We start from the raw sequence: 23,395 nt of genomic DNA, 5'->3' as shown, positions 1-23,395 counted from the left end.
TGTCCTTATGTATTTTACGATGCCTGTCCGGCATTTTCAAATTCTGTATAAAAAAAGAGCTTGTTACAGGTAACAAGCTCTTTTCGTTCGTTATCATTATCGTCTGATCTCTTTAATACGAGCCGCTTTTCCGCGAAGTTCACGCAAGTAGTAAAGTTTAGCACGGCGTACTTTACCGTAACGTACAACTTCGATTTTCGCGATTTTTGGTGTGTGTACAGGGAAAGTACGTTCAACGCCAACACCGTAAGAAATCTTACGAACTGTGAATGTTTCGCTGATTCCACCACCACGACGCTTGATCACAACACCTTCAAAGATCTGAACACGCTCACGGTTTCCCTCAACAACTTTAACGTGTACACGTAAAGTGTCACCAGGACGGAACGCAGGAAGATCAGTGCGAAGTTGTTCTTTTGTGATATCTTCAATTAGTTTTTGCATCGTTTTCAACTCCTTCCAACAGATGCTCTTGGCCACAAAACCCGGCACAGCGGAACATCGTTTTCAAGCTTTCAGCGGATAAGCCCGCTTAAGCCACAAGTAGTATCTTATCACAATTTTATATCTTCTGCAATAAAATCTATTCTTTTTCCCATTCAGAAATCCATTTTCTCTGTTGCTCTGTAAGCGGGTAGTCTTTCAAAAGATCCGGACGTCTTATATAGGTTCTTCTGATCGATTCTTTATTTCGCCATTCTTTAATTTTCGCATGGTTTCCTGACAGAAGTGTTTCAGGCACTTTTAAACCTTTGTAATCTGCCGGCCTTGTATAATGCGGGTGCTCTAAAAGGCCTGTGCTGAACGAATCCTCAATATGAGAGGCTTCCTTGCCAAGCACACCCGGAAGCAATCTGACGACACTGTCTGCAATCATCATTGCAGGAAGCTCGCCTCCTGTCAGAACAAAATCGCCAATAGATATTTCATCTGTCACAAGATGCTCACGAATACGTTCATCATAGCCTTCATAATGGCCGCAAATGAACAGCAAATGCTCTTCTTTTGCTAATTGTTCAGCTTTTTTTTGAGTGAAACGCTCACCTTGCGGGCATACGAGGATGATACGCGGAGGAGCGGCTACCTTTGATGTCAGGTCCTCGACCGCATCAAAAACAGGCTGCGGCTTAAGAACCATGCCTGCCCCGCCGCCGTAAGGATAATCATCAACAGTATTGTGCTTGTTATCAGAATACGCCCGGAAATTTACGATCTGAAACTGCACTGCATCTTTTTCTTGAGCTTTTTGGAGAATCGATGAACCGAGCACACCTTCAAACATGTCGGGAAACAGCGTTAAAAAGTCGATTTTCATTCGTCTATTAACCCTTCCATGAGTTCAATCTCAATTTTCTTTTCGCTGACATTGATATGTTTGACTACTGATTCAATGTAAGGAATCAGCGCATCTTTTTTCCCTTTTCGCGAGATGACCCATACATCATTAGCTCCAGGCGTCAATATTTCTTTGATCTTTCCGATGCGTTCGCCGTCTCCGGTAAATACTTCGCACCCAATGATTTCGTGGAAGTAAAATTCTCCTTCATTCAGCTCTCCTAAATCTTCTTCAGGAACTTTAATGGTTGCATTTTTCAGTTCTTCTACTTCATTCAGGCCTTGCCGTTCTTTAAATTGCAACAAATGAAATTGCTTATGCAGCCTGTGGGTGTTTACCGTTACTTCAACCGGTTCGTTACGTCCGTCCATAAACAAATACAGCGTGTTACCCGGTTTGTACCGTTCTTCAGCAAAATCTGTTTTCGAAATCACTCGTACTTCGCCTTTGATTCCATGGGTATTTACGATTTTGCCTACATTAAACCATCGCTTTGTCATATGATCACCTCTGGCGAATTTCAATTACTTTTCCGTCTTTTATGACGATGGTGTTTGCCGCTGTCTTCTCATGCCAATTATCTCCGGCTTCAATTGTCAGCAGCGCATCGACTTCCTTTTCTTTCATCTCACTGCCGAGCGGCAATGTATGTACTTGAGCAATTTGAAAATCGATTATTTTTATATGATCTTTTCGTTTTTCTATTGCCTTTTTAAATTGTTTAATCATATCTGGGTTTTGCTGTTCTTTCTCATGTTTTCTAAGCTGAAAATAGAGCTGGCTGCATTCTTGTTCAAGCATTTGTTTCTTTTCGGCAAAAGAAGCTAAAAGCTTTTCTTTACTGTGTTCGGTTAAAACTTGCATAACGGCTACACGGTGAATAATTTGCATCGCACCAAGCTCCCCGCTTTTAAAACTTTTTGGTTCAGGCTTTTCTATTTTACCTAAGCTTCTATCAGTTTACCCTTTTTTTGCGTGTAAAAAAAGGGGAGGTGCCGGCCCTCTCCCTTTTAGTCAAATATCTCAAGTTGAACTTTCTTAGAAGACTGTGCGCCAGCTGCAAATACAGCTGTTCGAATCGCTTTTGCAGTCCGGCCTTGCTTTCCGATAACTTTACCGGTATCTGACTTATGGACAGATAAGCGCAGCGCAATCTTTTGATCGGTTTCTTCTCTTATGACGCGAATGTCATCTGGATGATCAACAAGCGGCGACACAATTTCGACAATCAAATCTTCCAAGTGTTGATCAGTCATTACTTGCCTTGTTTAGCGTTGTGGAATTTTTCCATGATTCCTTGGCTAGAGAACAAGTTGCGAACTGTATCAGATGGTTTCGCTCCAGTTTGAAGCCATTTAAGAGCAAGCTCTTCGTCGATTTTCACTTCCGCTGGTTTTACAACCGGGTTGTAAGTTCCGACTGTTTCAATGAAACGGCCATCACGTGGTGAACGAGAATCTGCTACAACAATACGATAGAAAGGAGATTTTTTTGCTCCCATACGTTTTAAACGAATTTTTACTGCCATTTTACTAGCACCTCCGAAAATATTTCAACAAGATAGTATATTAACAATGATAAAAGTGTTTGTAAAGTGTTTTTTCTTAACAACGGTTTTATCATGTATAACCGATTACATAAAAGGTAGCTTAAACCCTTTTTTCTTACCTTTTGACATGTTTGTCATCTGCTTCATCATTTTTTTCATTTCATCAAACTGCTTAAGCAGACGGTTGACTTCCTGCACGGATGTCCCGCTTCCTTTCGCAATCCGTTTTCGCCGGCTGGCATTGATAACATCGGGCTGTTCTTTTTCAAGAACAGTCATTGATTTAATGATCGCTTCTACATGATTCAGCTGTTTTTCATCAACTTGAATGTTTTTCAAACCTTTCATTTTGCCTGCACCTGGCATCATTTGCAGAAGCTCATCAAGCGGCCCCATGTTTCTAACCTGCCCAAGCTGCTCCAAAAAATCGTCCAATGTGAAGCTCATCGTCCTCATTTTTTGTTCCAGCTCTTTGGCTTTGTCTTCATCGACGCTGGCCTGCGCTTTTTCAATCAATGTCAGCACATCGCCCATGCCAAGAATCCTTGAAGCCATACGTTCAGGATGGAACGCTTCTAATGCATCAAGCTTTTCGCCTAAACCAGCGAACTTAATCGGCGTGTTTGTGACCGCACGAATAGAAAGCGCAGCACCGCCGCGTGTGTCTCCATCAAGCTTAGTTAACACAACACCGGTTAAACCGAGCTGTTCATTAAAGCTTTTGGCAACATTCACAGCATCCTGACCGGTCATTGAATCGACAACAAGGAAAATTTCTTCCGGATTTGCGATTTCTTTTACGTTGGTCAGTTCGTCCATCAGCTCATGGTCAATATGCAAGCGGCCTGCCGTATCCAAAATGACATAGTCATAATGTTCTTCCTTGGCTTTTTCAATAGCCTGTTTGGCTATTTCTACAGGGCTGACCTGATCACCAAGAGAGAAAACAGGCATATCAAGCTGTTTTCCGAGTGTTTCCAGCTGCTTAATAGCAGCAGGACGGTAAATATCGGCAGCAACCAGCATCGGTTTGCGATTATGCTTTTTACGCAGCAGATTCGCCAGCTTACCGGTTGTTGTCGTTTTACCAGCACCTTGGAGACCAACCATCATAATAACAGTCGGCGGCTTATTTGCGACGGCGATTTTGCTCTCTTCGCCGCCCATCAGCTCAGTCAGTTCCTCTTTTACCACTTTAATGACCTGCTGGCCGGGCGTCAGACTTTTCATGACGTCTTGGCCTACAGCGCGTTCACTTACTTTTTTGACAAAATCCTTGACTACTTTAAAGTTAACGTCAGCCTCAAGCAGCGCAAGACGAACCTCACGCATCATCTCTTTCACATCTTGTTCGCTGACTTTCCCTTTTCCGCGAATTTTAGAAATCGTCTGCTGCAGTCGGTCGGCTAATCCTTCAAATGCCATAGTTTGCCGCCTCCTAATCTAATTTCTCAAGCGCTTCAATCAGAGCTGCAATTTCTTCCTCGTCTTTTGAACCGGAAGCAAGCTCCTTCAGCTTATTAAACATCTCTTTACGCTCCTGAAACTTTTTCAAAAGGAGCAGCTTTTCTTCATATTGTTCAAGCATTGCTTCTGTTCGTTTGATGTTATCATAAACAGCTTGCCTTGAAACCTCATATTCTTCGGCTATTTCGCCTAGGGAGAAATCGTCCAAATAATAAAGCGACATATAGCTCTTCTGCTTTGACGTCAACAACGACTGGTAAAAATCAAACAGATAGTTCATTCTCGTTGTCTTTTCGAGTGACATTGAGCTCTCCCCTTTGTTAAGTCAAATCCCTTTACGATAACTTAGTTTACACGGTTTTATTGAGACTGTCAAGTTTTTATCTTGTCAAAGCAACAAGTTCTTTTTTCCAGAATAAACTAAATAAAATCCAATTTATTCCGATATTGTATATGAATCATAATTTTATTTTAAAGGAGGATTTATATGAAGAAAATCAGTTTATTGTTTATGTTGTGTTTGGCAGCCGCGTTTACACTCATAGCCCCGTCACATCAAGCAAATGCTGCCGAAATGCCTTATAAGGCTTCAATTACAAATATCAGCACTGATGGAGGGGTTTACGGCAAAATCAATTACGGTCAAGGTCAATTTTGGCGAGTCAAGTACAATATTACGATAAGCGGCACATTACTCGATCAAAACGGACAACCAGTACCAAACGCTCCAGTAAGATTTGAAGCAGATACGAAAGTCGGAAATAAAACACAAACAGCTTCAGGAACAACGGATGCGAATGGAGCGTTTGAGGTTCCGATGTACCTGGGGCCAGCTGCAGGGTACTATACGTACTACACATCTGTTTCCGTTCATTATTATGACATCATCCCATTCAGGGTTTATTCAGGAGATTCAAGACTGGTATCCACTGATAACAGCCTTTATCATTTCGCCTATCAAGTGAGAAGATAACATAAGAAAAAGGCCCTCCAAAGATGGGAGAGCCTTTTTCTTATTCATCGGCTTTTTCCACTAAATCTGAAAAGAGGCCGTATACATATGATTCAGCATTAAATTCCTGGAGATCATCAACTTTTTCACCTAACCCGACCAGTTTGACCGGGATGTGAAGTTCGTTGCGGATCGCGAGGACGATACCGCCTTTTGCCGTACCGTCAAGCTTTGTTAAAGCGATACCAGTAACATTTGTTGCTTTAGAGAACTCTTTCGCCTGCGCCATTGCATTTTGGCCGGTTGTGGCATCAAGGGCAAGCAGCACCTCATGCGGCGCTTCAGGCACTTCTCTTTCGATGACTCGCTTCACTTTTTCCAGCTCTTTCATCAGATTCACTTTGTTTTGGAGGCGCCCTGCCGTATCACAGATTAATACATCGGCATTTCGAGCTTTCGCAGCATGTACAGCATCATAAATGACAGCCGCAGGGTCGCTACCGGCCGCCTGTTTAATGACAGGCACCTCTGTACGCTCTCCCCATACTTCCAGCTGTTCGATGGCTCCCGCTCTAAATGTGTCGCCGGCAGCGAGCACGACAGATTTTCCTTCTTGCTTCAGCTTATGGGCAAGCTTTCCGATCGTTGTCGTTTTGCCGACTCCGTTTACACCTACCAGAAGAATCACATTTAAACGCCCATCTTGGATATTCAACCCGGAAATTTGCTCATCTCCGCTGTTATAAATCTCGACCAGTTTCTCAGAAATAACAGACTGGACTTCCATCGGATCTTGAATATTTCTGCGTTTCACTTCTTTTTTCAGCTCATCTATTAATTCCATAACGGTTGTAAAACCGACATCCGCGCTAATGAGAACCTCTTCAAGCTCTTCGAAGAAATCCTCATCCACTTTACGGTAACGGGACACAAGATCATTCACTTTGTTTTGAAAGGAGTTTCTTGTTTTTTCAAGGCCATCCTTAAACTTTTCAGATACGGAATCTGTCTGTTTTGTGATTTTCTCTTTTAATTTTTTAAAAAAACTCATCTTTTAACCTCTTTCCTCGTTACTGAACGAATTCTTTTGTTTCTTCCAGCTTAACTGAGATTACCTTGGAAACACCGGATTCCTGCATGGTTACGCCATATAGCACATCCGCTTCCTCCATTGTCCCTTTTCTGTGGGTAATCACGATAAACTGGGTATCTTTGCTGTATTTTTTTAAATACTGCGCAAAGCGGAACACATTCGCTTCATCAAGCGCAGCCTCTACTTCGTCAAGGACACAAAACGGCACAGGACGAACCTTTAAGATGGAGAATAAGAGCGCTATAGCCGTAAGCGCACGCTCTCCGCCTGACAGAAGGTTTAAGTTTTGCAGTTTTTTCCCCGGCGGCTGCGCGATAATCTCGACACCTGAATGAAGCAGATCGTTAGGATCGGTGAGCCTCAGCTCAGCTCGTCCTCCTCCGAATAAGGATTGGAACACTTGATCAAAGTGTGAGCGGATTTGGATAAATGTGTCGTTAAAGCGTTTCGTCATTTCTCCATCCATTTCTTCAATCACTTGGAACAAGGTATTTTTCGCTTCTGTCAAATCTTCTTTTTGTTCTGACAGAAACTGATACCGTTCGTTGACCCTCTCAAATTCATCGATGCTTCCAAGGTTTACGGCACCCAGTTCTTCGATTGCGAGTTTAATCAGCTTTACCCGTTTTCTGGCTTCTTCAGGATCAGTTTCAAGCTGATATTTCTCTTTTGCGCCCTCAAAGGACAGGCTGTATTCCTCCCGCAAGTACTGAAGTAAATTATCAAGCTCAACCTCCATTCGGCCAAGTTTGACTTCTTCATCTTTTAAGAGCGTAGTTTTTTGTTTATACAGTCGTTTCATTTCTTTCAGCTCACGCTCGTACGCATCAAGTCCGTGCTGAAGCTTGATGCGCTGATCGCGCCTTAACGCAATCAATTCGATCGTTTTCGTTTTGTCATTCAATTTATGTTTTGCGGCCTCTTCCAGCTTTTCTTCACCGCTTGTGCTTGATGACATCTCTGACGTTAAGAAGCTTAAATCTTCTTTCGCTTCAAGTAGCGCAGCCCCCGTTTCTGCGAGCTCTTTCTTTACTCTGGCAAGGTTGTCTTCTTCACTCTTACACGCCTGTTCTTTTTTGGCTGCTGTGATCTTTAGTTCAGTCAGCTCGTTAGAGAGAGACTCTTTTGTTGAGGATTGCGTTTGTTTTTGTTTGGTCAGTCTGTCGATATCCTCTTCAAGCAGTTTCATCTTTTCTGATATGGCAGAAAGCTCTTCTTCCAGCTTGCGTTTGCGCGCCTTCTTTTCTTCATCGCTTTGTGACAGAGCTGATTTTTCTTGATCATAAAGCTCTAAATGGGTGTTGATATTTTTCTCGGCAACTTGAAGTTCGTACAGCTGGCCTTTTACATCCTGCTGCTTTAATCGTAAGCCTTCCCCGACCTCTCTCAAGTCAGCCAGTTTTTTCTCCATATCGTGAATGGATTGCTTAAGGGTTTTGACTTCTTGTTCCAGCACTGCTGTTTTTTCTTCCATTTCAGTGAGCCGTTTCGTCACATCTTCAAGCTCCCTGCTTCTTCCAAGCAGCGAGTTGTTTTTCTTTTTAACTGCGCCGCCTGTCATTGAACCACCCGGATTCACGACATCTCCCTCAAGGGTGACAATGCGGTACCGATGCCCGAGCAGCTTCGCAAGCTCGTTTGCTCCTTTTAAATCTTCTGTGATCAGTACAGTTCCAAGAAGGTTCTGGATGATGCGGCGATACGCAGGGTCAAAAGTGACAAGCTCACTGGCCACTCCGAGAAATGATGAGTGCTGCGCTGCTGTTTCCGCATCCCTGCTTTGGAGCTGGCGGTCTCTGATAACAGAAAGAGGCAGAAATGTCGCCCGGCCAAAGGAATTCTGTTTTAAATATTGAATCGCTTTGCGGGCAGACTGTTCATCGTCGGTCACGACATGCTGGGCAGAAGCGCCGAGCGCAATTTCAATCGCTGTTTCATACTTCTGTTCCGTTGAGATCAGCTCAAGGACCGCTCCGCGGATTCCGCTAAGGCGCTCTTTCGCTTTCAGCACTTCTTTAACACCTTGATAAAAGCCGGAGAAATCACCCTGCATCGTCTCAAGCATATCCTTTTTCGATCTTGCTTGCTGAACGTATTGGTATGCCTGATACAGAGCTGACTCATTTTTTTCGTATTGACGTTTTTTCTGCTCATATTTCGTCTGCATATCACGATATGCGCCGACTTGGCTGTGAATTTCCTGCTCAATTCGGGCAAACTCCGTTTCACATGCTGCTTTTTTCGCAGAAATATCACGCCGTTCCTGAAGGTGCTTTTCATTATTGTCCGCAAGCCTCTGCAATGTGACAGCGGATTGGGACATTTGGTCATCCAGCAGCTGGAGCTCATTGCGCATCGAAGCTTGGCTGTTCAACAGTTCAAAGTAATCGCTTTTCAGCTGTTCGATTTTTTCTTCGACATTTTCATTGTGAAGGCTGAGAGTCTGCTGCTTTTCTTTTACCTGAGCTCTTAACTGCTTGACCTCTGTCTGAAGCGTTTCAAAAACAGCTTCCTGCTTCTTAAGCTCTTCTTTCAGCAGTGTTTCTTTTTGCTGAAACTGAACAATGGCTTCTTCAAGCTGTTCTTGGTTCTGCACAGCATTTTTCTTGCGTTCTTTCAGGACTTCTTTACGGCCTTCAAGCTTTTCCAGCTCTTCACTCGTCACCAATAAGACTTGCTGGAGTTCATTTACTGATTCATCAAGCGCTTGAATTTTGTCGCGCGTCTCTTCAATCTTTGCTTCTTTCGCAGAAATTGCAGACGATTCAGCGAGCTCTTCTTCCTTTGCAAGCTGTACTTTCTCTTTAAGCGTTGACCATTTGCCATGCAGTTCTTCGATATCATAGGCGGTCAGCGCAATTTCAACATGCTCCAGCTCTTTCTTTTTCTCCAAATAGTCTTTGGCAATTGAAGCTTGAATTTGAAGAGGCTCTACCTGTCCTTCAAGTTCATGTAATATATCTTCAACACGGTTTAAATTGTCCTGAGTCTCGAACAGTTTATTTTCCGCTTTTTTCTTTCTCGTTTTATATTTAAGCACTCCGGCCGCTTCTTCAAAGATACTGCGGCGATCCTCCGCTTTGCTGCTCAGGATCTCTTCCACTTTTCCTTGGCTGATAATAGAAAATGCTTCTTTACCCAAGCCAGAGTCCATAAATAAATCAATAATATCTTTTAAGCGGCACGGCTGGTTGTTGATTAAAAACTCACTTTCTCCTGATCTGTACACACGTCTTGTGACACTGACCTCATGGAAGTCAATCGGCAAGAAATGATCATCATTATCAAGAGTAAGCGTAACTTCAGCTAGATTTAATCGTTTTCTCGAATCACTGCCGGCAAAAATGATGTCTTCCATTTTGCCTCCTCGCAGAGATCGTGCCGATTGTTCACCGAGTACCCAGCGAATGGCATCAGTAATGTTGCTTTTTCCGCTGCCATTTGGGCCGACAACCGCTGTCACACCTTTAACAAAGTCTACGGAAATCCGTTCTGCAAATGATTTAAATCCTATAACGTCTAAACGTTTGAGGAACATAGCGATCCTCCTTATGTAATAAGTATTTCAATTCTATCATAAACATGGGTGAAATAAGACGGCATACATACTGAAATCCCCCTTATCACACAGGGGGATTTTGTTGGCTCGTATAGTGTTTTTGCAATTTAGCTAAGGCTTCCTGAGCAGCGTGCTGTTCGGCTTCTTTCTTTGAACGGCCGTTTCCGACTCCGAGTGGTTCACCTTTTAGCGATACGATGGCTTCAAATTCACGATTGTGCGCAGGTCCTTTTTCGTTGGAGATTTTATACTCCAAAGAGCCTTTGCCGTCCCGCTGCACGTATTCTTGCAGCTGGCTTTTGAAATCCATCACATGAGAAAAAGCACCATCGTTAATTTTAGGGAACACATAGACTTTTAAGAAGCTTTCGACCGGCTCTAATCCCTGGTCAAGATACAAAGCTCCGATAAATGCCTCAAAAACATCCGCCAATAGTGCGGGACGCTTTCTTCCGCCTGTCATTTCCTCACCTTTACCCAACAGGACAAGGTCACCGAATGACAGTTCGTGAGCCAATGAAACGAGAGATGGCTCGCATACAATCGCGGCTCTCAGCTTCGTCAAATCTCCTTCACTCATTGCCGGATACTTGGCAAATAAGAATCGGGAGATCGTCAGTTCCAAAACAGCGTCACCTAAAAATTCAAGCCTTTCATTATCTTCATACGGCTTTTTCCGATGCTCATTCACATAAGATGAATGTGTAAATGCTTGATACAAAAGCTTTTCATTTTGAAAGTGAACCGAAATCCGTTCTTGAAACTCTTTAAACTGTTCTACTTTTTTATAGAACTTTTTTTTATCTTTATAATGTGAGTGTTTTGACATAGTAACCTCCATAGGCACATCAGGTTCACCGCGCTTCTCTGACTAAACCGGATACAGCGCGCGTAAAAGCGGCATGCTGTAATAACTGCACGAATAAAGGGCTAAAGCCCCGCTTTTCGGCGGGACTTCTAGTATCAGCTTATTGCTGGTTTTGTATGTAGTTCACAGCGTCGCCGACTGTTGCAATCTTTTCAGCATCTTCGTCAGAAATCTCCATATCAAACTCGTCTTCAAGTTCCATAACAAGCTCAACTACATCTAGGGAATCAGCACCTAAGTCCTCCTTGAAAGAAGCTTCAAGTTTGACGTCTGCTTCATCAACGCCAAGGCGATCTACGATGATTTTCGTTACACGCTCTAATGTATCTGCCATAGCAATTCACCTCCCCTCAAGTATTATAGTGGATTCGTTTTTAAAAAACTAGAGAAACTAGGATGAAATTTTCGAGAAAAAACTTACATCACCATTCCGCCGTCAATATGAAGCGTTTGACCTGTCATATAACGGGCTCCTTCTGAAGCAAGGAACGTGACAACACTGCTGATGTCATCTGGTTCGCCAAAGCGCGCGAGCGGAATTTGTTTCAGCATTTCATCTTGAACGTCTTTTGTAAGCTTATCTGTCATATCAGTTGAGATAAATCCAGGTGCAACCGCATTTACCGTAATATTGCGGCTTGCAAGCTCTTTAGCAGAAGATTTTGTTAAGCCGATCACGCCGGCTTTTGCAGCCACGTAGTTGGCTTGTCCAGGGTTTCCGCTGACGCCGACGATAGACGACACGTTAATAATCCGGCCTGAACGCTGCTTCATCATTTGTCTTGTAACAGCTTTTGTGCAGTTGAAAACACCCTTCAAGTTAATGTTAATGACATCATCCCATTCATCCTCTTTCATTCTCATGATGAGATTGTCTCTTGTAATTCCGGCATTATTAACTAGAATGTCAATCGCAGAAAAAGCAGCTAGCGTTTCTTTTATCATGTTTTGTACATCTTCTGGATTTGATACATCCGCTTTGACAGCAATTGCTTTTCTGCCCATTGATTTGATTTCATCAACTACTTCATTTGCTTTCGCTTCATTGCCAGAGTAGTTCACGACAACGTTCGCGCCGCTTTTTGCAAGGTCAAGGGCGATCGAGCGGCCGATTCCGCGGGATGCGCCAGTGACAATAGCCGTTTTGTCATTAAGCATTTTCGTTTTCCTCCTTAAGCGTTTGAATTGCCAATTCAATCGTTTCCGGATCTGAAACAGCAATTGTTTTTAAGCGTCTGTTCACTTTTTTCACAAGGCCTGAAAGCACTTTTCCGGGACCGATTTCAATAAAAGTCGTCACACCCTCTGCAATCAGCTTGTTCACGCTTTCCTCAAAACGAACCGGTGAATAAAGCTGCTCAATCAGCTTCTCTTTAATATCTGCTTTATCAGTCATCATATCAGCGGAAACATTCGAGATGACCGGAATGTCAGCGTCTTTTACATCACAGGAGTCGAGTACTTCCTTCAGCTTTTCAGCAGCAGGCTTCATCAGTTCAGAATGGAACGGGCCGCTTACTTCAAGAGGGATTGCGCGTTTTGCACCATTCTCTTTTGCCTGTTCAGATGCAAGCTCTACTCCTTTAGCTGTTCCTGAAATAACGATTTGTCCGGGGCAGTTAAGGTTCGCAAGCTGAACAAGATGGCCTTCTTCCGTGACTTTGTCAGTTACTTGTCTTAAGGCTTCAGTATCCATGCCGAGAATCGCAGCCATAGCTCCTTCGCCAGCTGGTACCGCTTCATTCATAAACTCTCCGCGTTTTCTAACGGTATAAACAGCATCTTTGAAAGACAGTGCCCCAGAAGCAACCAGTGCGGAATACTCACCAAGGCTGTGCCCTGCTGTGAAATCAGGTGTAATGCCAGATTTTTTAAACTTCTCAAGAACAGCAATGCTTGTTGTCAGCAAGGCAGGCTGCGCATTGTATGTAAGTGTTAATTCTTTTGCATCACCTTCAAAAATCAGTGAGCTGAGTTTTGTTTCCAATGTTTCATCCGCTTCATCAAACAGGCGTTTCGCAGCAGGCTCCTGTTCATAAAGCTCTTTCCCCATGCCGATAAATTGTGATCCCTGACCCGGGAATAAAAATGCAATCTTACTCATGATGTAAAAACCTCCAGACTATTCATCTGTTTTTTCTTCTTTAACTTCTTCCTGAATGAGTTCAGCCACATTTTGGCTGACCATCTCTCTTGCTTGCCGAATCGCATGGAACACAGCATTGGAATCTGAAGAACCGTGCGCTTTGATCACAGGCGCTTTTAAGCCAAAAAGACTCGCTCCGCCATAATTTGAATATTCCATTTTCATTTTCATTTCTTTCAGCTTTGGCTTCAGCACAGCGGCTGCAAGCTTTGATGTAATATTAGACATCATAGCTTCTTTCATCATTTTAAAAATAGATAACGCAGAGCCTTCCAGCGTTTTGAGTGTAACATTCCCGGTAAAGCCGTCTGTTACTACAACATCCGCTACATCATCTAAAAGATCTCTCGCTTCAACATTTCCGATAAAATGAATATTTGCTGTTTCTTTTAACATTTGAAAAGCCTGCTTCGTCAGTTCGTTTCCTTTTTTATCTTCAGTTCCGACATTTAAAAGCCCGACTCTCGGTGAAGTGACACCGCGAACTTGCTGAGAATAAACAGAACCCATTATGGCGTATTGAACGAGGTGCTCCGGCTTGGCATCGACATTGGCACCGACATCAAGGAGAAGAAAACCGTCTCCTGAAACGGTCGGAAGTGTCGGGGCAAGCGCCGGGCGGTCAATTCCTTTAATCCTTCCGACAATAAACAAACCGGCAGTCATTAATGCACCAGTATTTCCCGCTGAAATGCAGGCATCAGCCCTGTTTTCGGCAACTTCCTGCGCCATAAGGACCATAGAAGAATTCTTTTTTCTTCTCACGGCGCGGACCGGTTCATCCGTAGGTTCAATCACTTCATCTGCGTGCAGCACCGAGATGCGGTCTGTTGTTGTTGTTAAATGTGATTCTATCATTGTTTTGTCACCGACAAGTGTGATATAGAGATCATCAAATGCCTCTATACCCTTTATAACTCCGTCAATAACGGCTTTGGGAGCGTGGTCTCCTCCCATTGCATCTACAGCTATTCTCATGCATGTTCCACCTTTATGAATGTTTTGAACGGTACATGTCAAAATGTCCAGAAAAAACGATTTCTTCGCCGACATAGCTGTTCACTTCGACAACCGTTCTTCCTTTTTCTTTTTCGACCGCCGTCACTTTCGCTTTCGCTACGACACGTTCACCCTGCTTTACCTGTCTTGTAAAGCGAATGTTTGCACTTGCAGTCAGCGCCAGCTCGTCATCAATGACTGCAACAGCCAAAGAATTTGCCTGCGCAAATAAATGGTGTCCTCTCGCAATCTGATTCCGGCTGAACACATGCTCCTGTTTTATTTCTAAAATGGATATCGCCTGATCATCCAGCTCAAGGTCAATAATTTCTCCGATAACTTCATCAAGTGACAGAGATTTCACTTCATCTTCAAGCGTTTGCTCTGCCACATTCTTAATTCTTTCTCTCAGTTCCGGTATGGAAAGCTCTAAGCGGTCCAAACGTATCGTCTGGATGCTCACTCCGAATTTACCCGCTAATTCCTCATCTGTAATAAAAGGGGTTGCTTGAATCGTCTGCTGAAGTAATTCCTGGCGTTCTCTCTTATTTCTTCTCATATCTAAACACCGTCCGGACAATTAAGACTAGGTACTAATAGTAGTATATAATTTCATAGTTTGGAATGCAACGATTGTTTCTGGCCGAACGCCAAAAACTTCTGCTGCTTAGCTTAATTTTTCCCCGTCCATTACTCCGCTCTTCAGCAGGTGCTCCCTCAGCGCACCGTATTCCGGCTCCTTCCAGAATGCGTCAGAAGCCACAAGATTCGCAGCATCCTGTCTTGCCGTTTCAAGCGCCCTGTAGTCATGAACCATGTCTGCCACCTTGAATTCAGGCATTCCGCTTTGTTTTTTCCCGAAGAAATCTCCTGGGCCTCTCAGTTCCAGATCCTTTTCAGACAGCTCAAAACCGTCATTGGTCTCGGACATGATTCTCATCCGTTCTTTTCCTGTTTCTGATTTAGGATCGGCCATCAGTATGCAGAAAGATTGGTGCTCGCCCCGTCCGACACGGCCGCGCAGCTGATGGAGTTGCGACAGCCCGAAACGGTCGGCGTCATAAATCACCATAATGGTTGCATTCGGTACGTTTACGCCGACCTCAACAACAGTGGTTGACACGAGAATTTGACAGTGGTTTGCACTGAATTCTCTCATGACCTGGTCTTTTTCATCGGAGTGCAGCTTTCCGTGCATCAGGCCGACATTCCATTTCTCTCGGAAAATATCAGAAAGCATATTGTATACGTCAATGGCGTTTTGCACATCAAGCTTGTCTGATTCTTCAATCAGCGGACAGATGATATATGCCTGTCTGCCCTGCTTTAATTCTTTTTCGACGAACGTCAAAATACGATCCAGCATGTCATGCTTTACCCAATAGGTCTCGATTTGTTTTCGTCCCGCCGGCATTTCATCGATCACAGATACATCCATTTCACCGAATACCGTGATGGCTAACGTCCGTGGGATTGGAGTAGCTGTCATAAAGAGAACATCGGGATCTTGCCCTTTGTTCCGAAGCTTTTTACGCTGTTCAACTCCAAATCGATGCTGCTCATCTGTAATGACAAGGCTTAGCGCCTTAAACTCCACCTCATCCTGAATTAAAGCGTGGGTTCCTACAAGAATATCAATCTCTCCCGCCTGAAGCCGCTCAAGCAATTCCTTTCGCCGCTTCCCTTTGACAGAGCTTGTTAAAAGGGCAACACTGACATCCCACTTTTCAAATAATGAAACGAGCGAATCAGCATGCTGTTCGGCCAGAATTTCCGTCGGCACCATGAGCGCTCCCTGATAGCCGGACAGGATTGCAGCATAAAGTGCGATGGCGGCAACTGCCGTTTTCCCTGATCCAACGTCCCCTTGAAGAAGGCGGTTCATTCTGTATGGAGAAGACATGTCTGCTGTTATCTCTCGAAGCACGCGCGACTGGGCGTTTGTGAGGGGGAACGGGAGGCTGTTGACAAATCTCATGAGTTCTTCATTTGAAAAACGCTGCCGTATCCCTTGTGTCTGCTCTCTTTCCGCCTTTCGGAACGCCTGCATTTTCAACTGAAACACCAAAAATTCTTCATAAACAAACCGGCGTCTGGCAAGCTTTAACGCTTCTCTTGTTTCAGGCTGGTGCATTGCTTTTAACGCCTGATAATAGTCCGGCAGCTTATAGCTTGTTTTGAGCTTTTCAGGAAGAGGGTCTGAAAGCGAATCTGCGTATTGGGTCAGCGCCTGCTGAATAAATCGCCTCATCATTTTGACGGTAACATTTTCTTTCACAGAATACACTGGTTCAATGCTCTTATCCTCTTGGTGCGGGCCGTTTTTCAGCTCCTGAACAGAGATGGTTTGGCGGTGCTTGTCCCATTTACCAGAGACCGTCACGACAGAGCCGAGCGAAAGCTTTTTCTTCAAATAAGGCCTGTTGAAACATACGGCTGTGATTAAATAGCGGCCGACAAGAACCCTGAATGTCAGCCTGTTTCGTTTTTTTCCGTAATAGGTAAGAGAAGGCTCTGAATGAACCTTCCCTTCGACTGTCACTCTTTCATCATGCTTTACTTCTTCTAAATCCCTCAGCTCGTAGTCGTCATAGCGATAAGGGAAATAATTCAGAAGATCAGAAATGTCATAAATACCGAGTTCGTGTAATGTTTTTTCTGTTTCCGGCCCAATACCCTTAATGTTAGCTATACTAGTTTGCTGATGTTGTTTCACGTGAACCTAGCGCTCCTCCGAATATTTTTTTCTCTAACTCTCTTCCTGTCGGTGTTGCTGCTAAACCGCCCTGTCCTGTTTCTCTAAGTGCAGTAGGCATCGTTTGGCCAATTTTATACATGGCATCGATAACCTCATCGCATGGAATGCGGCTTGTAATCCCTGCCAACGCCATGTCAGCAGCAATCATCGCATTTGACGCGCCCATCGCATTCCGTTTGACACAAGGAACTTCAACAAGTCCTGCAACAGGGTCGCAAACAAGGCCAAGCATATTTTTCAATGTAATGGCCATAGCTTCTGCGCTTTGTTGTGGTGTCCCGCCTGCCATTTCAACAATCGCCGCAGCCGCCATGCCTGAGGCAGATCCGACCTCTGCCTGACATCCTCCAGCAGCTCCGGAAATACTTGCATTATTAGCCACGACAAATCCGAAAGCACCGGCCGTAAATAAAAAGCGGATCATTTGTTCTCTTGTTGGATTCAGCTTTTCTTTTACAGCAAATAACGTGCCAGGCACAACACCGGCAGAACCTGCAGTCGGCGTCGCACAGATCGTTCCCATTGCTGCATTCACTTCATTTGTTGCAACAGCTTTCGAGACCGCATCTAATATCAGCGGGCCAGATAAGCTTTTTCCTGATTGGATGTAAGCCTGCAATTTAACGGCATCCCCGCCTGTTAAGCCTGTTTGGCTCGTAACGCCCTCCAGTCCTTTCTGAACCGCTGCTTCCATAACAGTCAGATTATGATCCATTTGCTGAAAGATCTCTTCTTTTGTTTTTTCCCTTACGTCCATCTCTTGCGCAATCATAACCTCAGAGATGGCTATTTGCTTTTCTTTAGTAATCTCAATTAATTCCTTTACATTACGAAACATAACTGGCTCCTCCTGCCCCTTCGCTAGTCAGCAATCTTTGTCACTTGAATAATATTTGGCAGTTTTGACAGCTCGTTGAGAACATAATCGTCAATATTTTGATCGACTTCTATTGTCATTAAAGCAAGCTGACCGATATCCTTCCGGGCTACTTCCATATGGCCCACGTTGATTGAAAATTTCGCCAGAACATTGGCAACGCCGGCAATTGTGCCGAACTTGTCATTATGAACAACCAATATGGCCGGATGATTTCCTGAGAGCCGGAGTTCAAAACCATTTAATTCAGTGATTTCAATCTTACCTCCGCCAATTGAAATACCCGTCAGCTCGAGCTCTCCCTTATTATCCGAAATAGTGATTTTGGCTGTGTTCGGGTGAACTGGGACCGCGTCTTCAACCCGAAATTCTATATCAATTCCTTTATCTTCTGCAATTTGTATAGCAGTTTTAATTCGTTCATCGAATGTATCAAAATCAAGCAATCCGCCGATAATCGCGACATCTGTACCGTGACCTTTATACGTTTCCGCAAAAGAACCGTAAAAGGATACAATGATACGCTCAGGCTCTCTGCCAAATAAACTTCTGGCCACTCTTCCGATTCTCGCCGCTCCCGCTGTATGCGAGCTGGACGGACCGATCATAACTGGACCGATAATATCAAAAACGCTTCTATATTTCATGCTATTCCTCCTTATGAACCAGAGCTGATAAGCGCTTTGCCTTTAGACTAATAGATCAAATATAAAATGGCAAGCGGGCGCGTTACAGCGCTGTCGCACTTAAAAGCAGACATAAGAATAGAAGGGCGGTTTGCCCTTCTATTCTGCAGAAACGATATACGAATACAGCGGCTGTTTTCCGTTGTGGATCTCAACCTCAATCTCCTCGTACTTTTCACTGAGAAACGCTTCAAGCTCCTCAACTTCTTCCTGAGACGAATCCTCACCATATAGGATAGTGACAATTTCGTCGTCTTCTCCGATCATTTCCGCCAGCAGCAATTTCGCCGCTGACAGCTGATCTTTAGCAGTGCCGATAATCGTTCCATTCAGAATGCCCATAAAGTCGTCTTTTTTAATATCTATGCCGTCAATATGTGTATCTCTGACTGAGTACGTTACCTGTCCGCTTTTCACTTGCTGAATGGAGCTGAGCATATTGGCTTCATTCACTTCAGCTTCTTGATCCGGATTAAATGCCAGAAGAGCTGACATCCCTTGCGGAACCGTTTTGGCCGGAATAACAAAAACCTGTTCACCCATTACGTCGGCTGCTTGATTAGCCGCCATGATGATATTCGAGTTATTGGGTAAAATAAACACCGTTTCTGCATTTACAGATTTCACGGCCTCGACAATATCCTCTGTGCTCGGATTCATGGTCTGTCCGCCTTCAATCACAACAGAAGCGCCGATGCTTTTGAATAGATCAGAAATGCCTTCTCCCATCGCCACAGTTACGATGCCATACGGCTGCTTTTCCGGCGGTTTTTCGTTGTCAGCAGGTTTGCTTTCTTGGCTGATAATGGAAGTATACTGCTCTCTCATATTTTCTATTTTTATTTTGATTAATTCACCATAAAGCTGGGCATAGTTTAATACGTTTCCCGGCTCTTCTGCATGAATATGAACCTTCGCCAGCGATTCATCCGCAATAACTAACAGAGAATCACCGAACTCGCTGAGGTCTTGTCTGAACGCACCTTCGTCGAATTCTCGTTTTGTCTGATCGAGTCTCACCATTACTTCAGTACAAAAACCAAATTCAATATCTTCGGTATTCATCATGCTTTGCGCGCTCTTATGATGTTCTGCACTAACCATATCGTCAAGTGACGGAAGAACAGCTTTTCGAGACACAGTTTCACCTTTTAATGAAGCAAGGAAACCTTCATATACACAGAGCAGGCCTTTGCCGCCGCTGTCAACGACTCCCACTTCCTTCAGGACAGGAAGCAAATCAGGGGTCCGGTTTAGAGACGCCTCTGCTTCTTCTGTCACAGCAGTCATCAGTGTTATGATATCGGTCTCTTTTTCCGCCAGAATGATCGCTTTTTTCGCAGCGTCTTTTGCAACTGTTAAAATCGTGCCCTCAACAGGTTTCATGACAGCTTTATACGCCAAATCAACACCTGCTTGCAGTGCAGCAGCAAACTCCAGAGCATTAATGTCTTTTTTCGTTTCAATGCTTTTACTGAATCCGCGGAACAATTGGGACAAAATAACGCCTGAATTTCCGCGAGCTCCCATAAGCAGTCCTTTAGATAATGCGGAACCCACCTTCCCGATATCATCCGTATCCATTTGCTCCACTTCTCTTGCTCCGGACGTCATTGACAGGTTCATGTTTGTTCCCGTATCGCCGTCTGGCACCGGAAATACGTTTAGCGCATCAACCGCACTCGCGTTTTGAGACAGATTCTGCGCTCCCGCAAGAATCATCTCGGCAAAGATTATGCCGTCTAATGTTCTGATAGACAATCCTACTCCTCCTAACTACGGGTTCATCACTCGGACGCCTTGGACGTAAATATTAACAGAGTCCACTGCCAATCCGATGGTTTGATTTACTGTGTACTTTACTTTTGTTTGGACATTATGCGCCACTTCAGAAATTTTCGTGCCATAGCTGACAATGATATACATATCAATATGTATTTGTTCCCCTTCTTGGCGAACTTGGACACCTCTGCTGAAATTCTCTTTCCGAAGGATTTCAGTCAGTCCGTCTTTCAGCTGGTTTTTAGAAGCCATGCCGACTATGCCGTAGCAGTCAATCGCCGCGCCTCCTGCAACCATCGCAATGACTTCATTAGATATATCAATCTGTCCGTACTTCGTTCTTAATTCAATGGACACACTAGTTCCTCCTTCGAATGCATAGAGATACAGCTATTCTACTATATGGTTTCCATTATGAAAAGAAAAGACCCGGCTATCGCTGTCCGTACCTCTAACATATACTATAGCGCCGCTGTTTCTGCAAGATGTCAAGTGAATTTTCTTGAAAGATGGTGAAACAATAGTTGCAAACGATTTTTAGCTGTGGTAAATTATTTAAAGTATCCATATCGAAAGCATCTAAGGTCATATGAATATTAAAAAGTAGATGTTTTATGCAAGTAAGGAGGGAAACAAATGGCACGTAAATGCGTTATCACAGGTAAAAAAACAACAGCTGGGAATAACCGTTCTCACGCAATGAACGCTTCTAAGCGCACTTGGGGCGCGAATCTTCAAAAGGTTCGTATCCTTGTGGACGGAAAACCTAAAAAAGTATATGTATCTGCTCGAGCTTTGAAATCCGGTAAAGTTGAGCGTGTATAACAAAATGAACGCCTGCCTCGATATGTGGCAGGCGTTTTTATGTGGTGAAAGAGGGCTTTGAACCCCTGGGCATTAATCTTTTCTAAATGAGCCCAGCATCGCCCGGACAATTCCTCCTAAAAACTTCGGCAATTTAATGGTGTAAAATTTCATTTTTGTCCCCTCCTATTACGTCCCGTAACCGCCTGTTCATTGATTCAGCAAATGAAGGAAAGCACATGCTAATCCGTGCTTCTTATCATTATTAATATGCCTTTTGCAAACGAAAAAGTACCCCGTGAATGAATGAGTTCGTTACTAATACATAGTGTTGAACCGAGCATAATATGACTCTTATTTAGCGGATATTTAAAACCTGTCAGAGTCAGCTCATGTATTTCTTCGGAAAACGGTATGAAGGAGATATATCGCTTGTTTTCATCCTTCTCAATATCATATTCACCGGGAGAGAACAGTTGAATATGATTTTGTTTGTCTATCAGCCTAATTTTTATATTTGTTTTTACACCTTTGTACAAAAGCTGAATGTTTCCTAAAAAATGATCGGCTCTGCCGCCTGAAATCCCGAAAACCTGAATCATATCGGGCTGCTTTTGCAACGCCCAGTTAAGCGCGAGATCTAAGTCTGTTTGATCTTTTTCAGCTTGGTACACATGGAGTGTAGGAGCAGCTTTTTGAATGCGGAGGCGTTCTTGCTCTGTTATGCTGTCAAAGTCTCCAAAGGCTTCATCAGGAATGATCCCGGCATCCAAAAGCGTGACGGTGCCTTTGTCAACACCAATCCAAAGGGTATGCTCAGCCGTAAAGCAGGTTAGATCGGGAATGAGATCTATAGGGCCTCCCGCAACGATATTGATTGTATTCATCTCTGATTCCTTTCTCTGCATACAGGAAAAAGAGCTTAGGCTTTGTATGCCCAGCTCTCTTTTTTAACTATTTATTTCCTTTAATTTCAGAAATCGCTTTTTTGCGGTCTGGCTGGCCATAAACGGCTGAACCGGCAACGAGTAAATTTGCGCCCGCTTCAATAACTAGCGGAGCGGTTTCTTTGTTGATACCGCCGTCTACTTCAATGAACAGGTCTGTTTTTCCTCTTTCATCCGCCATTCGCTTAACCTCTTTAATTTTAGGAAGGACAGAATGAATAAATTTCTGTCCGCCAAATCCCGGGTTCACCGTCATTAAAAGAACAAGATCAAGGTCGTCGAAAACATGCTCGATGACTTGTACAGGTGTATGCGGGTTTAAAACAACACCGGCCTTTACACCTTGCTCTTTTATAAGCTGGATGGTACGGTGCAGGTGCGGACATGCCTCAGCATGCACCGACAGAATATCTGCGCCCGCTTTCGCGAAAGCGGGGATATAACGATCCGGCTCTTCGATCATTAAATGAACATCAAGCGGCAGATCTGTTATCGGCCGGACAGCTTCTACAATCAGCGGACCGATCGTGATATTCGGGACGAAATGGCCGTCCATCACATCAATATGAATATAATCGGCTCCGCCCTTTTCTACATCTTTAATCTCATTGCCTAAAGCGGCAAAATCAGCGGAAAGAATAGATGGTGCAACCTTTATCATTATGCTAATACCTCGGCTTTCTGTCTTTAATCTCCGTCATAAATTCAACATAATGGTCATACCGATACGGCTTTATTTCTCCGTCTTCAACAGCTTGTTTCACCGCACATTTTGGCTCTTTCAGATGTAAACAGCCTCTGAATTTGCACGAAGCGCTTTTTTCTCTGATGTCAGGGAATGTGTATCCTAGCTCCTCTTCCTCAATGTCTGTAAATTCAAGCGAGCTGAATCCCGGGGTATCCGCAACCAAACCTCCGGACGTGTGAATCAGTTCCACATGGCGGGTGGTGTGTTTCCCGCGACCTAAATGTTCAGAAATCTCGTTGGTCCTTAAACCGAGTTCCGGACTGATCGCATTGAGAAGCGAAGATTTTCCAACCCCCGATTGACCGGCAAATACGGTAGTTTTGTCTTGAAAATGGGGGATGATGTCCGCTAAACTGTCTTGGTCCTTAGAAGAAGTGAGATACACGTCATAACCTATATTGCGATAGTCTTCTGCATAGGCTTGAATGGCATCTTGTGTATCTTGATCTTCAATCAAATCCATTTTTGTAATGCATATGATCGGCTGAATATCATTGGCCTCAACGAGAACGAGAAAGCGGTCGAGCAACGCTGTGCTGAAAGAGGGCTGAACCGCTGAGAAAACAAGGACCGCTTGATCGACATTGCAAATTGGCGGCCTGATAAGCTCGTTGGTCCTTTCTTTAATCTCTAACAGATAACCTTCTTTGTCATTTTCAGCCTGGTATACAACATAATCACCAACAAGAGGGGTAATTTTGTTCTTTCTGAAAATGCCTCTTCCTCTGCATTGAACCACTTTATCTGAATCCTCTGATTCATCCAGTACATAATAAAAACCGCTTAGCGCCTTAATAATTTTGCCCTCAGGCATATTTTCCCTC

27 protein-coding genes are annotated in these 23,395 nt (G+C 43.9%); 2 read left to right on the top strand and 25 right to left on the bottom strand.

What is annotated here, in order from left to right:
- Positions 1 to 96: 96 nt before the first annotated feature.
- From rplS to BTW01_RS03100, 8 genes are all read right to left on the bottom strand, one after another.
- A complete protein-coding gene (rplS, locus tag BTW01_RS03135; RefSeq protein ID WP_148961839.1) occupies positions 97 to 444 on the bottom strand; it encodes a 50S ribosomal protein L19 in 348 nt (115 codons plus the stop codon).
- Positions 445 to 583: 139 nt separating this feature from the next.
- The gene (gene trmD / locus BTW01_RS03130) at positions 584 to 1,315 is read right to left on the bottom strand and encodes a tRNA (guanosine(37)-N1)-methyltransferase TrmD (RefSeq protein ID WP_162101575.1); all 732 of its coding nucleotides are present in this window, start codon (positions 1,313 to 1,315) and stop codon (positions 584 to 586) included.
- Complete coding sequence (gene rimM / locus BTW01_RS03125; protein ID WP_162101574.1) at positions 1,312 to 1,836, bottom strand: ribosome maturation factor RimM; 525 nt, start codon at positions 1,834 to 1,836, stop codon at positions 1,312 to 1,314. The genes trmD and rimM overlap by 4 nt, the downstream gene beginning before the upstream one ends.
- A 4-nt stretch (positions 1,837 to 1,840) precedes the next feature.
- On the bottom strand, positions 1,841 to 2,227 hold the full coding sequence (locus BTW01_RS03120; RefSeq protein WP_162101573.1) for a YlqD family protein: 387 nt from the start codon (positions 2,225 to 2,227) through the stop codon (positions 1,841 to 1,843).
- A gap of 119 nt (positions 2,228 to 2,346) precedes the next feature.
- Positions 2,347 to 2,592: a KH domain-containing protein gene (locus BTW01_RS03115; protein WP_162101572.1), complete on the bottom strand. Its 246-nt coding sequence runs from the start codon at positions 2,590 to 2,592 to the stop codon at positions 2,347 to 2,349.
- Positions 2,592 to 2,864, bottom strand: coding sequence for a 30S ribosomal protein S16 (gene rpsP, locus BTW01_RS03110; protein ID WP_024716077.1), 273 nt, complete (start codon positions 2,862 to 2,864; stop codon positions 2,592 to 2,594). The genes BTW01_RS03115 and rpsP overlap by 1 nt, the downstream gene beginning before the upstream one ends.
- A 105-nt stretch (positions 2,865 to 2,969) precedes the next feature.
- Positions 2,970 to 4,310, bottom strand: a complete 1,341-nt coding sequence (ffh, locus tag BTW01_RS03105) for a signal recognition particle protein (protein ID WP_162101571.1) — start codon at positions 4,308 to 4,310, stop codon at positions 2,970 to 2,972.
- Between the two features lie 13 nt (positions 4,311 to 4,323).
- A complete protein-coding gene (locus tag BTW01_RS03100) occupies positions 4,324 to 4,656 on the bottom strand; it encodes a putative DNA-binding protein (RefSeq protein ID WP_162101570.1) in 333 nt (110 codons plus the stop codon).
- Between the two features lie 183 nt (positions 4,657 to 4,839).
- Here BTW01_RS03100 and BTW01_RS03095 point away from each other — a divergent pair, with 183 nt between their 5' ends.
- Positions 4,840 to 5,325 (top strand): Ig-like domain-containing protein, encoded by a 486-nt coding sequence (locus BTW01_RS03095; protein ID WP_162101569.1) that lies wholly within the window; start codon positions 4,840 to 4,842, stop codon positions 5,323 to 5,325.
- A gap of 40 nt (positions 5,326 to 5,365) precedes the next feature.
- Here the strand turns inward: BTW01_RS03095 and ftsY are convergent, their stop codons facing one another.
- From ftsY to BTW01_RS03030, 13 genes are all read right to left on the bottom strand, one after another.
- Positions 5,366 to 6,355 carry a signal recognition particle-docking protein FtsY gene (ftsY, locus tag BTW01_RS03090; protein WP_162101568.1) on the bottom strand — a complete coding sequence of 330 codons (990 nt, stop codon included), beginning with the start codon at positions 6,353 to 6,355 and terminating at the stop codon, positions 5,366 to 5,368.
- A 19-nt stretch (positions 6,356 to 6,374) separates the two neighbouring features.
- Positions 6,375 to 9,935: a chromosome segregation protein SMC gene (gene smc, locus BTW01_RS03085; RefSeq protein ID WP_162101567.1), complete on the bottom strand. Its 3,561-nt coding sequence runs from the start codon at positions 9,933 to 9,935 to the stop codon at positions 6,375 to 6,377.
- Between the two features lie 85 nt (positions 9,936 to 10,020).
- Positions 10,021 to 10,785, bottom strand: a complete 765-nt coding sequence (gene rncS / locus BTW01_RS03080) for a ribonuclease III (RefSeq protein WP_162101566.1) — start codon at positions 10,783 to 10,785, stop codon at positions 10,021 to 10,023.
- A 139-nt stretch (positions 10,786 to 10,924) separates the two neighbouring features.
- On the bottom strand, positions 10,925 to 11,158 hold the full coding sequence (acpP, locus tag BTW01_RS03075) for an acyl carrier protein (protein WP_003154310.1): 234 nt from the start codon (positions 11,156 to 11,158) through the stop codon (positions 10,925 to 10,927).
- Between the two features lie 83 nt (positions 11,159 to 11,241).
- The gene (gene fabG / locus BTW01_RS03070; protein WP_162101565.1) at positions 11,242 to 11,982 is read right to left on the bottom strand and encodes a 3-oxoacyl-[acyl-carrier-protein] reductase; all 741 of its coding nucleotides are present in this window, start codon (positions 11,980 to 11,982) and stop codon (positions 11,242 to 11,244) included.
- Positions 11,975 to 12,928 carry an ACP S-malonyltransferase gene (gene fabD / locus BTW01_RS03065; protein ID WP_162101564.1) on the bottom strand — a complete coding sequence of 318 codons (954 nt, stop codon included), beginning with the start codon at positions 12,926 to 12,928 and terminating at the stop codon, positions 11,975 to 11,977. The genes fabG and fabD overlap by 8 nt, the downstream gene beginning before the upstream one ends.
- 18 nt (positions 12,929 to 12,946) lie before the next feature.
- A complete protein-coding gene (plsX, locus tag BTW01_RS03060) occupies positions 12,947 to 13,948 on the bottom strand; it encodes a phosphate acyltransferase PlsX (RefSeq protein WP_162101563.1) in 1,002 nt (333 codons plus the stop codon).
- A gap of 13 nt (positions 13,949 to 13,961) precedes the next feature.
- Positions 13,962 to 14,528, bottom strand: coding sequence for a transcription factor FapR (gene fapR / locus BTW01_RS03055; RefSeq protein WP_162101562.1), 567 nt, complete (start codon positions 14,526 to 14,528; stop codon positions 13,962 to 13,964).
- A 108-nt stretch (positions 14,529 to 14,636) separates the two neighbouring features.
- A complete protein-coding gene (gene recG / locus BTW01_RS03050; RefSeq protein WP_162101561.1) occupies positions 14,637 to 16,685 on the bottom strand; it encodes an ATP-dependent DNA helicase RecG in 2,049 nt (682 codons plus the stop codon).
- Positions 16,663 to 17,565, bottom strand: a complete 903-nt coding sequence (gene sdaAA / locus BTW01_RS03045; protein WP_162101560.1) for an L-serine ammonia-lyase, iron-sulfur-dependent, subunit alpha — start codon at positions 17,563 to 17,565, stop codon at positions 16,663 to 16,665. Before sdaAA ends, recG begins: the two co-directional genes overlap by 23 nt.
- 23 nt (positions 17,566 to 17,588) lie before the next feature.
- On the bottom strand, positions 17,589 to 18,251 hold the full coding sequence (gene sdaAB / locus BTW01_RS03040; RefSeq protein WP_162101559.1) for an L-serine ammonia-lyase, iron-sulfur-dependent subunit beta: 663 nt from the start codon (positions 18,249 to 18,251) through the stop codon (positions 17,589 to 17,591).
- 138 nt (positions 18,252 to 18,389) lie between these two features.
- Positions 18,390 to 20,051 carry a DAK2 domain-containing protein gene (locus BTW01_RS03035; protein WP_162101558.1) on the bottom strand — a complete coding sequence of 554 codons (1,662 nt, stop codon included), beginning with the start codon at positions 20,049 to 20,051 and terminating at the stop codon, positions 18,390 to 18,392.
- Positions 20,052 to 20,066: 15 nt separating this feature from the next.
- The gene (locus BTW01_RS03030) at positions 20,067 to 20,429 is read right to left on the bottom strand and encodes an Asp23/Gls24 family envelope stress response protein (RefSeq protein ID WP_162101557.1); all 363 of its coding nucleotides are present in this window, start codon (positions 20,427 to 20,429) and stop codon (positions 20,067 to 20,069) included.
- Positions 20,430 to 20,708: 279 nt separating this feature from the next.
- On the opposite strand from BTW01_RS03030, the gene rpmB reads away from it, so the two are divergent.
- Entirely contained in the window at positions 20,709 to 20,897 is a 189-nt protein-coding gene (gene rpmB, locus BTW01_RS03025) for a 50S ribosomal protein L28 (RefSeq protein WP_162101556.1), read from the top strand.
- Between the two features lie 72 nt (positions 20,898 to 20,969).
- Here rpmB and spoVM read toward each other — a convergent pair whose 3' ends face one another.
- The 4 genes from spoVM to rsgA all read right to left on the bottom strand — a co-directional run bounded on the left by spoVM (position 20,970) and on the right by rsgA (position 23,385).
- Positions 20,970 to 21,050, bottom strand: a complete 81-nt coding sequence (spoVM, locus tag BTW01_RS03020) for a stage V sporulation protein SpoVM (RefSeq protein WP_003221545.1) — start codon at positions 21,048 to 21,050, stop codon at positions 20,970 to 20,972.
- Positions 21,051 to 21,118: 68 nt separating this feature from the next.
- Positions 21,119 to 21,763, bottom strand: a complete 645-nt coding sequence (locus BTW01_RS03015; protein WP_162101555.1) for a thiamine diphosphokinase — start codon at positions 21,761 to 21,763, stop codon at positions 21,119 to 21,121.
- 67 nt (positions 21,764 to 21,830) lie between these two features.
- The gene (gene rpe / locus BTW01_RS03010; protein WP_162101554.1) at positions 21,831 to 22,484 is read right to left on the bottom strand and encodes a ribulose-phosphate 3-epimerase; all 654 of its coding nucleotides are present in this window, start codon (positions 22,482 to 22,484) and stop codon (positions 21,831 to 21,833) included.
- Between the two features lie 4 nt (positions 22,485 to 22,488).
- The gene (gene rsgA / locus BTW01_RS03005) at positions 22,489 to 23,385 is read right to left on the bottom strand and encodes a ribosome small subunit-dependent GTPase A (RefSeq protein ID WP_162101553.1); all 897 of its coding nucleotides are present in this window, start codon (positions 23,383 to 23,385) and stop codon (positions 22,489 to 22,491) included.
- Between the last annotated feature and the right edge of the window lie 10 nt (positions 23,386 to 23,395).

Source organism: Bacillus sp. SKDU12, from assembly GCF_010093085.1.
Lineage (GTDB): Bacteria > Bacillota > Bacilli > Bacillales > Bacillaceae > Bacillus > Bacillus mexicanus.
This window is presented reverse-complemented; position numbering and strand designations above follow the sequence as displayed.

Excerpts from the sequence above, each read along its gene's own strand:
- fabG (WP_162101565.1), bottom strand. The coding sequence starts at position 11,982 with ATGCTTAATGACAAAACGGCTATTGTCACTGGCGCATCCCGCGGAATC.
- rsgA (WP_162101553.1), bottom strand. The coding sequence starts at position 23,385 with ATGCCTGAGGGCAAAATTATTAAGGCGCTAAGCGGTTTTTATTATGTA.
- BTW01_RS03100 (WP_162101570.1), bottom strand. The coding sequence starts at position 4,656 with ATGTCACTCGAAAAGACAACGAGAATGAACTATCTGTTTGATTTTTAC.
- sdaAB (WP_162101559.1), bottom strand. The coding sequence starts at position 18,251 with ATGAAATATAGAAGCGTTTTTGATATTATCGGTCCAGTTATGATCGGT.
- BTW01_RS03015 (WP_162101555.1), bottom strand. The coding sequence starts at position 21,763 with ATGAATACAATCAATATCGTTGCGGGAGGCCCTATAGATCTCATTCCC.
- rimM (WP_162101574.1), bottom strand. The coding sequence starts at position 1,836 with ATGACAAAGCGATGGTTTAATGTAGGCAAAATCGTAAATACCCATGGA.
- plsX (WP_162101563.1), bottom strand. The coding sequence starts at position 13,948 with ATGAGAATAGCTGTAGATGCAATGGGAGGAGACCACGCTCCCAAAGCC.
- spoVM (WP_003221545.1), bottom strand. The coding sequence starts at position 21,050 with ATGAAATTTTACACCATTAAATTGCCGAAGTTTTTAGGAGGAATTGTC.
- acpP (WP_003154310.1), bottom strand. The coding sequence starts at position 11,158 with ATGGCAGATACATTAGAGCGTGTAACGAAAATCATCGTAGATCGCCTT.
- rpsP (WP_024716077.1), bottom strand. The coding sequence starts at position 2,864 with ATGGCAGTAAAAATTCGTTTAAAACGTATGGGAGCAAAAAAATCTCCT.
- rpe (WP_162101554.1), bottom strand. The coding sequence starts at position 22,484 with ATGATAAAGGTTGCACCATCTATTCTTTCCGCTGATTTTGCCGCTTTA.
- fapR (WP_162101562.1), bottom strand. The coding sequence starts at position 14,528 with ATGAGAAGAAATAAGAGAGAACGCCAGGAATTACTTCAGCAGACGATT.
- rplS (WP_148961839.1), bottom strand. The coding sequence starts at position 444 with ATGCAAAAACTAATTGAAGATATCACAAAAGAACAACTTCGCACTGAT.
- rpmB (WP_162101556.1), top strand. The coding sequence starts at position 20,709 with ATGGCACGTAAATGCGTTATCACAGGTAAAAAAACAACAGCTGGGAAT.
- rncS (WP_162101566.1), bottom strand. The coding sequence starts at position 10,785 with ATGTCAAAACACTCACATTATAAAGATAAAAAAAAGTTCTATAAAAAA.
- trmD (WP_162101575.1), bottom strand. The coding sequence starts at position 1,315 with ATGAAAATCGACTTTTTAACGCTGTTTCCCGACATGTTTGAAGGTGTG.
- fabD (WP_162101564.1), bottom strand. The coding sequence starts at position 12,928 with ATGAGTAAGATTGCATTTTTATTCCCGGGTCAGGGATCACAATTTATC.
- smc (WP_162101567.1), bottom strand. The coding sequence starts at position 9,935 with ATGTTCCTCAAACGTTTAGACGTTATAGGATTTAAATCATTTGCAGAA.
- BTW01_RS03115 (WP_162101572.1), bottom strand. The coding sequence starts at position 2,592 with ATGACTGATCAACACTTGGAAGATTTGATTGTCGAAATTGTGTCGCCG.
- BTW01_RS03120 (WP_162101573.1), bottom strand. The coding sequence starts at position 2,227 with ATGCAAATTATTCACCGTGTAGCCGTTATGCAAGTTTTAACCGAACAC.
- ftsY (WP_162101568.1), bottom strand. The coding sequence starts at position 6,355 with ATGAGTTTTTTTAAAAAATTAAAAGAGAAAATCACAAAACAGACAGAT.
- BTW01_RS03095 (WP_162101569.1), top strand. The coding sequence starts at position 4,840 with ATGAAGAAAATCAGTTTATTGTTTATGTTGTGTTTGGCAGCCGCGTTT.
- sdaAA (WP_162101560.1), bottom strand. The coding sequence starts at position 17,565 with ATGTTTCGTAATGTAAAGGAATTAATTGAGATTACTAAAGAAAAGCAA.
- ffh (WP_162101571.1), bottom strand. The coding sequence starts at position 4,310 with ATGGCATTTGAAGGATTAGCCGACCGACTGCAGCAGACGATTTCTAAA.